Here is an 11,996-nt window from a genome sequence, read left to right on the forward strand (position 1 = left end):
ATAACTCCCCCCAAAGTTTAATTTTGTAACAAAGCCAATAAGCTTTTAACCTGCAACATTACTCCTGTCTTAATACATGTTTCATCTACATTAAATTTATCACTATGCAATGGTTTATTTATTTCAAGATTTTTGTTACCACAACCTAAATGATAAAACGCACTCTTGGCTTTATCACCGAAGTATGCAAAATCTTCACCGCACATTGTAGGACTTTGTTTTATATATATATTATCTTCCCCAATTGCATCAATAGCAACCTTTTTTATAATATCAACTACGTTGTTATCATTTATTAGCTGTTTATATCCACCTTTAAATTCAACTATACAGTTGCCTCCGTGTGCACTACATATATTATTTGCAATCTCAATTATTCTATTTTTCGTATAATTTCTTGTATCTTCATCTAATGTTCTTAAAATGCCTTCAATTTTAACTTCATTAGCTATAATATTACTTTTTGTTCCACCATTAATTTTTCCAATACTAATAACAACACTATTTAATGGTGATATATTTCTACTAACAATGTTTTGCAATGATGTTATTAGATTTGATGATAATATTATTGCATCAACAGATTTCTCAGGATATGCGCCATGTGATGATTTGCCATTTACAACGATTTGGAATTCATCTGTTGCAGCATAAAAATTATCATACTTTATTTCTATTTTTCCAGCAACAACGAATGGTTGAACATGCAATCCAATAATATATTTAACATCTGGGTTTTCTAAACATCCTTCTACAATCATTGGTCGTGCACCACCAACAGTTTCTTCAGACGGTTGAAATATTAGCTTTACATTGCCACATATTTCATCTTCAAATTTCTTTAATATCTTTGCTGTTCCCAATAGAATTGTTGTATGAACATCATGTCCACAAGCATGCATTACTCCTATGTTTTTTGAAATATATGGTGTATCATTTCTTTCAGTCAAAGGCAATGCATCCATATCTGCTCGAGCTGCAACTGTTATACCTTGCTTTTTACCCTTTATTATTCCTACTACACCATAGTTATTTTCTGAAGTTGTGTATTCTATACCCCATTTATCAAGCAAACAACATATTTTTTCTTTAGTTTTTATTTCCAATTCACTTAATTCTGGGTACATATGAAAATTCCGTCTAATAATTATAAGTTCATTATAAATTTTTTCGACTTCTTTTTCAATATTCAAGTTCAAAATCACTCCCTTTTTATAAATCAACTAATACATCATTTTCTATTAGACCATCATACGTTTGTCTTTTTACAATAATCTTACTTTTTCCATCGCTTACTAATATAACTGCAGGTATTGTATTTTTGTTATAATTGCTTGCCATAGAATATCCATATGCACCAGTTGAAAATACAGCAATGAAATCATGCTCTACAATCTTTGGTAGATATACATCTTTTATCAATATATCACCTGATTCGCAACATTTACCACATATAGTATATTTCTCTGTACTTGCTGTACTTGCTTTATTAGCTACTAAGCAATCATGTTTTGAATTGTACAAAGCTGGTCTAATATTATCTGTCATACCACCATCAACAGCTACATAAGTTCTAACTCCTTTTATTTCTTTAATATTTCCTACCTCATATAATGTCATTCCAGCCTCTCCAACAATGCTTCTTCCTGGTTCAATTACAACAGTTGGAATAGGTATAGTAATTTGATTAAAAAATTCAATTATTCTTTTCATTATGGGATCTAAGAAGTATGAATATGGTTTAACATTATCTTCATCTGTATATCTTATTCCAAAACCACCACCAATATTTATTTCTTCAACTACAAAATTGTATTTACTTTTTAAATCTTTTATTAATTTCAATGATGTTTCTAATGCAATAAGATATGGCTTGTTATCATGCAACTGAGAACCAATATGAAAGTGGAAACCTAAAAAATTTACAAATTTAGAATCAATTGCTTTTTTCACATAAGGAAATAAAATACCTTCTTCTATTGGTATACCAAATTTTGAATCTTTTTTGCCCGTTGCTACATATTCATGTGAATTTATATTAACTCCAGGTGTTATTCTAAAAAGAACTTTTACTTTTTTATTTTTATTTCTACAAATATTCTCAATAATTTCAACCTCTGTTAAGCTATCGACTATTATTCTACCTATGTCATTTTCTATGGCATATTCAAGTTCGAATTGTGTTTTGTTATTACCATTAAACTCTATTTTATCTGCTGGGAAGCCTGATTTTAATGCTATAAATAATTCTCCACCTGACACTACATCAAGACATAGCTGTTCTTCATTTATTATTTTACACATTGTAAGAGTTAAAAAAGCTTTAGCAGCATAGGCTACCCTAACATTTTGATATTTATTTATAAAACATTTTTTTAATTCACGACACTTTTTTATTATTTTATTTTTTGAGTAAACATAAATTGGTGTTCCATACTTTTGTGCTAATTCAACTGTATTACAACCATCAAAATAAAGTATATTATCTTTAACTTTTTTTATCATAACAAAACCTCATTTTTTAATACTTTTATAAATATGTTTATATTATTATCATTTTAACACTAATTATTATTATATGTATATATTAAAAAATAAGTATTGAGTATTATTATATTCAAATAATAAAAAATAGTTTGTTTATATTTAAATTTAAATTTATATTTATAAATTTAAAATATTATTATACATGTAAAAAAAGCTTCTATTATTAAAAAAATTCTTAATAATAAAAACTCCTAAATAAAAATAATCTGGCGATGTCTGCTTGCCCTAACCCCATTCGCACACTTAAGTACTATCTTTCATAGCAAATGGTTGGTAGGTCAGCCGCAATGAGTACCAAATCTATGCGAGCATGGTCTTTGCGAACAAATAGATTTGCTGTACGAAACTGCGCTTGCTCCTAACCCCATTTGTTGTCTTAGTATACTTTCTTTCATAGCAAATGGTTGGTAGGTCAGACAGCAATGAGTACCAAATCTATGTGAGCATGGTCTTCGCGAACAAATAGATTTGCTGTACGAAACTGCGCTTGCTCCTAACCCCATTTGTTGTCTTAGTATACTTTCTTTCATAGCAAATGGTTGGTAGGTCAGACAGCAATGAGTACCAAATCTATGTGAGCATGGTCTTCGCGAACAAATAGATTTGCTGTACGAAACTGCACACTTTCTCTATTCTTAAGAGCCAAATTACTTTTTTCTTGCATAAAAATAATCTGGCGATGTCTGCTTGCCCTAACCCCATTTGCACACTTAAGTACTATCTTTCTTAGCAAATGGTGGTAGGTCAGCCGCACTGAGTACCAAATCTATGCGAGCATGGTCTTCGCGAACAAATAGATTTGCTGTACGAAACTGCGCACTTTCCCTATTCTTAAGAGCCAGATTGTTTTTTTCTTGCATAAAAATAATCTGGCGATGTCTTACTTTCCCAGGCAGTCACCCACCAAGTATCATCAGCGCTAAAGAGCTTAACTTCCGTGTTCGGGATGGGAACGGGTGTGTCCTCTTTGCTATTATCACCAGATTATTTATAACTCGTAATTTAAAAATTACTTCGTTATATTGTATATTAAGTTATCATTAAATTGAAAGTTTGAACTTTCAAAATTGTACAGGAAAAACTTTTTGAGATTTGTCTGACTGCATCACAAATCTATTTACTCACTTACGTTCGTATAGATTTGGATTTCGCTGGATCTGACCTACCATCCATTTGAGAATCAAATGGGGTTAGGCTCATTATTGGTCAAGACCTCGACCTATTAGTATCACTCAGCTGAATACATTGCTGCACTTACACCTGTGACCTATCTACCTGTTAGTCTTTCAGGGGTCTTACTTACTTACGTAATGGGAAATCTTATCTTAAGGTTTGTTTCGCGCTTAGATGCCTTCAGCGCTTATCAATTCCAGACTTAGCTACTCAGCCGTGCTCCTGGCGGAACAACTGATTCACCATAGGTCTGTCCATCCCGGTCCTCTCGTACTAAGGACAGCTCCCTTCAAATTTCCTACGCCCACGACGGATAGGGACCGAACTGTCTCACGACGTTCTGAACCCAGCTCGCGTGCCTCTTTAATGGGCGAACAGCCCAACCCTTGGGACCTGCTTCAGCCCCAGGATGAGACGAGCCGACATCGAGGTGCCAAACCTCCCCGTCGATGTGGACTCTTGGGGGAGATAAGCCTGTTATCCCCAGGGTAGCTTTTATCCGTTAAGCGATGGCCCTTCCATTCGGCGCCACCGGATCACTAAGTCCAACTTTCGTTCCTGCTCGACATGTACGTCTTGCAGTCAAGCTTCCTTCTGCCTTTACACTCTTCGCACGATTTCCGACCGTGCTGAGGAAACCTTTGAGCGCCTCCGTTACTCTTTCGGAGGCGACCGCCCCAGTCAAACTGCCCAACTGACAGTGTCCATATACTGGATCACAGTATCATGTTAGAAATTCAGTATCAATAGAGTGGTATCCCAACAGCGACTCCACACATACTGGCGTACATGTTTCTTAGTCTCCCACCTATCCTGTACAATTAATACCGAATTCCAATGTCAGCCTGCAGTAAAGCTCCATGGGGTCTTTCCGTCCTGCCGCGGGTAACTCGCATCTTCACGAGTACTACAATTTCACCGGATCTATTGTTGAGACAGTGCTCAAATCGTTACACCTTTCGTGCGGGTCGGAACTTACCCGACAAGGAATTTCGCTACCTTAGGACCGTTATAGTTACGGCCGCCGTTTACTGGGGCTTAAGTTCACTGCTTCACTTACGCTTACAGCTCCCCTTAACCTTCCAGCACCGGGCAGGTGTCAGCCCCTATACTTCATCTTTCGATTTAGCAGAGACCTGTGTTTTTGGTAAACAGTCGCTTGAGCCTGTTTTCTGTGGCCCACTAAAGCTCCGGTCGTTCGACTTTCACTTCCATGGGCACCCCTTCTCCCGAAGTTACGGGGTTATTTTGCCTAGTTCCTTAACAATAGTTCTTCCGCTCATCTTTGGATTCTCTCCTTGACTACCTGTGTCGGTTTACGGTACGGGCACCTTGATCTCGATAGTGGATTTTCTTGACAGCGTAGACTCAGTTACTTCACTACTTGTTTTCGCTCCCATTCGTATCTCAGGATTATTGAAGAAACGGATTTGCCTATCTCTTCTCCCTACTTACTTAGACGTACTATTCCATCAGTACGCTAACTTATCTTTCTGTGTCCCCACTTCTCTTTTAACGATCTTCGGTGGTACTGGAATTTCCACCAGTTATCCATCGCCTACGCCTTTTGGCCTCGGCTTAGGTCCCGACTTACCCTGAGTGGACGAGCCTTCCTCAGGAATCCTTAGTCTTTCGATGGGTGAGATTCTCACTCACCTTTCGCTACTCATGCCAGCATTCTCTCTTCTGTACAATCCACAGCCTCTTTCGATGGCGCTTCGACTCGTACAGAATGCTCCTCTACCGATTGTATTAATACAATCCCACAGCTTCGGTGATAGATTTTAGCCCCGGTAATCTTCGGCGCAGGTCCACTCGACCAGTGAGCTATTACGCACTCTTTGAAAGTGTGGCTGCTTCTAAGCCAACTTCCTGGTTGTCTGTGTAGTCCTACATCCTTTTCCACTTAATCTATCTTTGGGACCTTAGCTGGTGATCTGGGCTCTTTCCCTTTTGACTATGAAACTTATCTCACATAGTCTGACTCCCAACGCTAATTTTATGGTATTCGGAGTTTGATAAGTTTCGGTAACGTATAACGTCCCTTGACTATTCAGTGCTCTACCCCCATTAATCTTACGTTAAGGCTAGCCCTAAAGCTATTTCGAGGAGAACCAGCTATCTCCAGGTTCGATTGGAATTTCACCGCTATCCACAAGTCATCCCATAGCTTTTAAACGCTAACGGGTTCGGTCCTCCACCAGATTTTACTCTAGCTTCAACCTGCTCATGGATAGGTCACCTGGTTTCGGGTCTACGACATGCAACTTTCGCCCTATTAAGACTCGCTTTCGCTTCGGCTCCTAACCTCTCAGTTATTAACCTTGCTGCATATCGTAACTCGCTGGCCCGTTCTACAAAAAGTACGCGGTCACACTCGTAGTGCTCCCACTGCTTATAAGCATAGGGTTTCAGGTTCTTTTTCACTCCCCTCCCGGGGTTCTTTTCACCTTTCCCTCACGGTACTATTTCTCTATCGGTCACTAAGTAGTATTTAGCCTTGGGAGATGGTCCTCCCTGCTTCCCACCGGATTTCTCGTGTCCTGTGGTACTCTGGATCATATCTTGCTCTTTGACTTTTTCGTCTACGTGTCTATCACACTCTTTGGAGCTTCTTTCCAGAAGTCTTTGACTATCGTCTCAGATACTTTGTTGATATGTCCGCAACCCCATGCCGAAACATGGTTTGGGCTCTACCGATTTCGCTCGCCGCTACTTTCGGTATCGTTTTTTACTTTCTCTTCCTAAGGGTACTTAGATGTTTCAGTTCCCCTCGTTCCCCACGTATGACTATTTATTCATCATACGTTACATACGGTTCTCCATATGTGAGTTTCCTCATTCGGATATCTACGGATCAATACTTGTTTGCAGTTTCCCGTAGCTTTTCGCAGCTTACCACGTCCTTCATCGGCTCTTAGTGCCAAGGCATTCGCCCTACGCTCTTTATATCTTGACCTCTTAAACTCGTTCTTTTTCATTTATGCTGTGTCTCTCGTCACTTCGAATGCTCACATACTATTCGTATGCTCCGCTTCTCCGCTTCTCTGCTTCTCTGCTTCTCTGCTTCTCTGCTTCTCTGCTTCTCGTTTCGTGCCTAAATAAAAAATCACTTCGTTTGTTACTCGGTCTTTTTCATTTATTCTTCGTTGGTCATCCTCAAGATTTCCAACTTTGCCTAAATAAAAAAAAGACTTAGTAATTTGCAATCATCAGTTCTTAATTGTGCGTCTTTACACAACTATTTTTTGGTTACTCTTGTAATTCTTATCCGCTTTCGCTTCAATTCTTTACTTAGTTATATTGTTTTTTTTGATGTTTTCTCTCGTTTCAAACTTGTTCTTTTCAATTTATACTTCGTTGATCGTCGTCTCCGGTGCTCACATATTATTCATATGCTTTGCTCCTCGACTCCTCTCGCCTTGTCTAAATCAAAAATTACTTCGTTTGTTTTTTCCTATACAATTTTCAAAGTTCAGCGATTTACTTTTATTGGTGGAGATGAGGAGAGTCGAACTCCTGACCCCCTGCTTGCAAGGCAGGTGCTCTCCCATCTGAGCTACACCCCCACATCAGCAAATCTTTTATCCACTACTCAAATTCTCACTTGAGTAGCAATGAAACAGCATAAGTTCCTTGTTTCGAACATGCTTTTCTGGCGTTCAAACCAGAAAAGCGACATTGAAACAAAATGTAAACTAATACATTTTGTTTTCTGTCTCCTTAGAAAGGAGGTGATCCAGCCGCACCTTCCGATACGGCTACCTTGTTACGACTTCACCCTAGTCATTAATCCTACCTTAGGCGCCTGCCTCCAAATGGTTAGCTCAGCGACTTTGGGTATTATCAACTTCCATGGTGTGACGGGCGGTGTGTACAAGACCCGGGAACGCATTCACCGCGACGTTCTGATTCGCGATTACTAGCAACTCCGACTTCATGTAGGCGAGTTGCAGCCTACAATCCGAACTGGGATCGGTTTATTAGGTTTGGCTCCAGCTCACGCTTTCGCTTCCCTTTGTTCCGACCATTGTAGCACGTGTGTAGCCCAAGACATAAGGGGCATGATGATTTGACGTCATCCCCACCTTCCTCCGGTTTGTCACCGGCAGTCTCACTAGAGTGCCCATCTTTCATGCTGGCAACTAATGATAAGGGTTGCGCTCGTTGCGGGACTTAACCCAACATCTCACGACACGAGCTGACGACAACCATGCACCACCTGTCTCCCTTGCTTCCGAAGAAGAGAGCACATTTCTGCACTTGTCAAGGGGATGTCAAGCCTTGGTAAGGTTCTTCGCGTTGCTTCGAATTAAACCACATGCTCCGCTGCTTGTGCGGGTCCCCGTCAATTCCTTTGAGTTTCAGTCTTGCGACCGTACTCCCCAGGCGGAGTGCTTATTGCGTTAGCTCCGGCACTGACCTCTCGGCCAACACCTAGCACTCATCGTTTACGGCGTGGACTACCAGGGTATCTAATCCTGTTCGCTCCCCACGCTTTCGTGTCTCAGCGTCAGTTACAGTCCAGTAAGTCGCCTTCGCCACTGGTGTTCCTCCTAATATCTACGCATTTCACCGCTACACTAGGAATTCCACTTACCTCTCCTGCACTCAAGTTACGCAGTTTCAAATGCTTACGAGGGTTTAGCCCTCGCCTTTCACATCTGACATACGTTACCGCCTACTCACCCTTTACGCCCAGTAAATCCGGACAACGCTCGCCCCCTACGTATTACCGCGGCTGCTGGCACGTAGTTAGCCGGGGCTTCCTCCTTTGGTACCGTCATTTTTTTCTTCCCAAAGGACAGAGCTTTACGATCCGAAAACCTTCTTCGCTCACGCGGCGTCGCTGCATCAGGCTTGCGCCCATTGTGCAATATTCCCCACTGCTGCCTCCCGTAGGAGTTTGGACCGTGTCTCAGTTCCAATGTGGCCGTTCACCCTCTCAGGCCGGCTATTGATCGTCGCCTTGGTAAGCCATTACCTTACCAACTAGCTAATCAAACGCGAGCTCATCTCGTACCGATAAATCTTTGACTTATTAATCATGTGATCAATAAGTGTTATATGGTATTAATCCCAGTTTCCCGAGGCTATCCCTTTGTACGAGGCAGATTGCTCACGCGTTACTCACCCGTCCGCCGCTAATACTCGTCCCGAAAGACTTTCTTCGCTCGACTTGCATGTGTTAGGCACGCCGCCAGCGTTCGTCCTGAGCCAGGATCAAACTCTCGTTTAATATCTGTTCTCAAGCTTACGCTTGGCACTAACTCGCTATTTTTGTTATCTGCTACGTCACTGCTCTTCATCACTCGCTTACGTACTTTAGCACGCGCGCTCGTTCTTCATCGCATTCCTTGCATATAGCAAAACTATCTTCGTTAGTTGTTGTTGTTTTTACTGTTTTTTGTTCTATTTCTATACTCTTGCGAGTACTGAAACTAAAGGTTGTTCTTATGCTGTTTTATTGTCTAAGGTTCGTTTTTTTTTGCTGTTTCAACGACAGCTTTATTAGTTTATCATAATTATTATAGCTTGTCAAGATTTTTTCAGAAAATTCTTTTTTTATATTTCAATATTCATCAATCAATTTTGACAACTTCACTATTATACTTTATTTGTACTAATTTGTCAAGAATTCTTATTAATTAAATTTTCATTTAATAATCTTATTCTTATTAACAATTAATAAATAAAACTTTCTTTTTGAAAGCTTTATTATAATAACATAGTAGTTAACTAATGTCAATATATTATTGCATTGTATATTTTACCAATAGCATTAATGCATACAAGCATATTCTATATATACTGTATTTTTACTAATCGTTGATTATTTAAAATAAAAAAATAGCATAGTGTATTTTATATTTAGATATACTATGCTATTTATATTAATTTCTATTGTTGATTCTATTACACAATTCTACACATTTATCTACATCTTGCTTAGACATATTTTCAGTAATGTTATATCTTGCTTTTATATATATTTTTCTCAATTCCTGTTCTGTATCATTGTTCATGTTTATTACTGATTTATATTTATTTGAAATTGATGCAGTTGTGTCACAAATTTCTAATTTAACATTTCTTTTTTTACAAAGTGACAAAAATTTATTATAATAATGCCTAATAGCATCTCTTGAATTTTTCAAACTTTTTTTATGCTTAGTTTTATTTTTGGTTACTTCTATCTTTTCTCTTGTCTGCTCAACGGCAATATAGTTTTTTTGCTTTAGATTTTTATTATGTAAAATATTGATAATTGCTATGAAAATTATCAAAACACATACTACAATTAAAACATACATTGCATATGTAAACCAATCCACATCAAAAACATTCGCCTCTTCTTCACTAGAAAGTGTTACTGCTTCGTTTGCAACATTTAACTTACTTATATTTTCAGCAATTGTTTCTTTATTAGTTTCATGTATATTTTTACAAAGAATTCTAACTTTATCGCCTAAGTCCAATAAATTAATATTATTAAATTTACTACTTATAAATACTAGGATATTACCTATACAAGATACTATAAAATTAATAATTAGCAATAATAAATGCAATAAAATTGTTGGTAGTTGTTTTACAGTTGAAAAAAAACATACTCCCATAAATAAAATAAAATCTCTTAATTGTTTTTTCTTATAAATCATATCATTAGTTTTGTATCTATTATCTCTTAATAACCTCAACAATAATACACCAACAACTAAAAATATTAAATAATATACTCCTGCATATGATAAATGTTTTAGGCAATAATTATGATCACTAAGAAGCGTTATTCCAAAAAATATGATACTAGCTAATACTAAAACTTTAAATGACTTTGCCAAATCTTTATGTTTTATATTATATAGTTCTCCATTTATAATGTTACCTAAATAAAACCATATTGCTACAAATTGTATCTTAAATGCCGTGTTTTCAATAAATAACATTAATAAAATAGGAAAGGTCAATGCTAGTGTTTTAACGTTTTTTTTATATTTTTCACTTTTTTTAGAATTAGTTGTTATAAAAGTAATTATACAGCTCAGTAATAATACAATAAAACCTAAATAGCTTGCTTTCTTATTGGAGAATAAACAAATTAAATATGTTGTTATAGCATAAATATAGCTGATATTGAATATTGTTTTATAAAAGTTAGCTAACATGAATAGTATCCTCCTCGCAGTAATTATTTGCATACAATGGATATACATTAATGTTTCTTTTATTCTTCAAATAATTTAGATGAATCAATGTTTTATCATCTTGTGAACACGATATATATATAATAGAATTATTAGAACCCGAATTTTTCATTGTACTATTATTCAAATAGTCAAAAAATATTTCTATTGTACATACAGGGAAATATGTACAACTACCAAGTAATTCTAAAATATTAATAAAGTTTTTGTTCCCCTGTCCTGAACTATTTATATTACTAATATTCTTATCTCTGTTAATAATACATGCGTTTGTTATTAAATTATATGCTACCTTTTTTTGTTCTAAAAACTGGCATACTGTCCTTGTCATAGCAAAACAAGTTTCTAAGTTTTCATGTGATTTTCCAAAATCATTTTTATAAGTTATATCAAGAACAACTGTTACAGACTGTTCTTGAGTATAATCATATTCTTTTACTATTGGTGAATTTCTTTTTGCTGTTTGATTCCAACTAATAGATTTAAGAGGTTCAAGTCCAGTGTAATCATGGTATCCTAATACCAAAATAGGATCTCGAATGAGCATTCTATTAACTAAAAAGTCTCCGTAGAAATTGCTTAAAGCTATTAATAATTTTTTATTTTCCAATAACTTTGGATATATTATAATATTTTTATTTTGTTCAATTTCTCTATTCGGCTTATAAAATCCTAAAAAATCAGAACTATATATTGTACACCCTTTAAAAGCATATACTCCCCTTTTATTTATAGAAACTTTCATTTTTCTTCTTATCAATTCTCTTCTTCTTATGAAAATTGCAGTGGTAAGCTCTACACTGTCTTTGTTCTTTAATATGCTTAGCTTATCACTATTGTTTATTGATATGTTTTCTGGTAATTTTTCAGTTATCTCTAAATTTGGTATAAAAATTAATCCATGATTTGATAATAGGCTATTAATTTCAAACATTTCCGATACTTCAGCGCTTCTGACTGAAGGTTTACAAGAGTATTGTATTTTATCAAGCTTTATAATAAGAGATATTTGTTCCACTACGAAAGCTAAAAATATTAATACAAAAATAAATTTACCCAAGCTTATTT

Annotated in this window: 4 protein-coding genes, 1 tRNA gene and 3 rRNA genes; all 8 read right to left on the minus strand. The window is 36.5% G+C overall.

Annotated elements, in window-relative coordinates; genetic code table 11:
* Positions 1 to 17 precede the first annotated feature (17 nt).
* Positions 18 to 1,193: a M20 family metallopeptidase gene (locus tag JYG23_RS09275; RefSeq protein ID WP_207237993.1), complete on the minus strand. Its 1,176-nt coding sequence runs from the start codon at positions 1,191 to 1,193 to the stop codon at positions 18 to 20.
* A gap of 19 nt (positions 1,194 to 1,212) precedes the next feature.
* Positions 1,213 to 2,505: a diaminopimelate decarboxylase gene (lysA, locus tag JYG23_RS09280; RefSeq protein WP_207235407.1), complete on the minus strand. Its 1,293-nt coding sequence runs from the start codon at positions 2,503 to 2,505 to the stop codon at positions 1,213 to 1,215.
* Positions 2,506 to 3,414: 909 nt separating this feature from the next.
* A 5S ribosomal RNA gene (gene rrf / locus JYG23_RS09285) occupies positions 3,415 to 3,531 on the minus strand.
* A 218-nt stretch (positions 3,532 to 3,749) separates the two neighbouring features.
* Positions 3,750 to 6,679 (minus strand): 23S ribosomal RNA (locus tag JYG23_RS09290).
* A 534-nt stretch (positions 6,680 to 7,213) separates the two neighbouring features.
* Positions 7,214 to 7,289: transfer RNA gene (locus JYG23_RS09295), tRNA-Ala, on the minus strand.
* A gap of 158 nt (positions 7,290 to 7,447) precedes the next feature.
* A 16S ribosomal RNA gene (locus tag JYG23_RS09300) occupies positions 7,448 to 8,959 on the minus strand.
* The 16S, 23S and 5S rRNA genes sit together here with 1 tRNA gene alongside, the layout of an rRNA operon.
* Positions 8,960 to 9,614: 655 nt before the next feature.
* Positions 9,615 to 10,889 (minus strand): hypothetical protein, encoded by a 1,275-nt coding sequence (locus tag JYG23_RS09305; protein WP_207235408.1) that lies wholly within the window; start codon positions 10,887 to 10,889, stop codon positions 9,615 to 9,617.
* Positions 10,879 to 11,988, minus strand: a complete 1,110-nt coding sequence (locus JYG23_RS09310; protein ID WP_207235409.1) for a DUF58 domain-containing protein — start codon at positions 11,986 to 11,988, stop codon at positions 10,879 to 10,881. Before JYG23_RS09310 ends, JYG23_RS09305 begins: the two co-directional genes overlap by 11 nt.
* Positions 11,989 to 11,996 lie beyond the last annotated feature (8 nt).

This window comes from Sedimentibacter sp. zth1 (assembly GCF_017352195.1).
Lineage (GTDB): Bacteria > Bacillota > Clostridia > Tissierellales > Sedimentibacteraceae > UBA1535.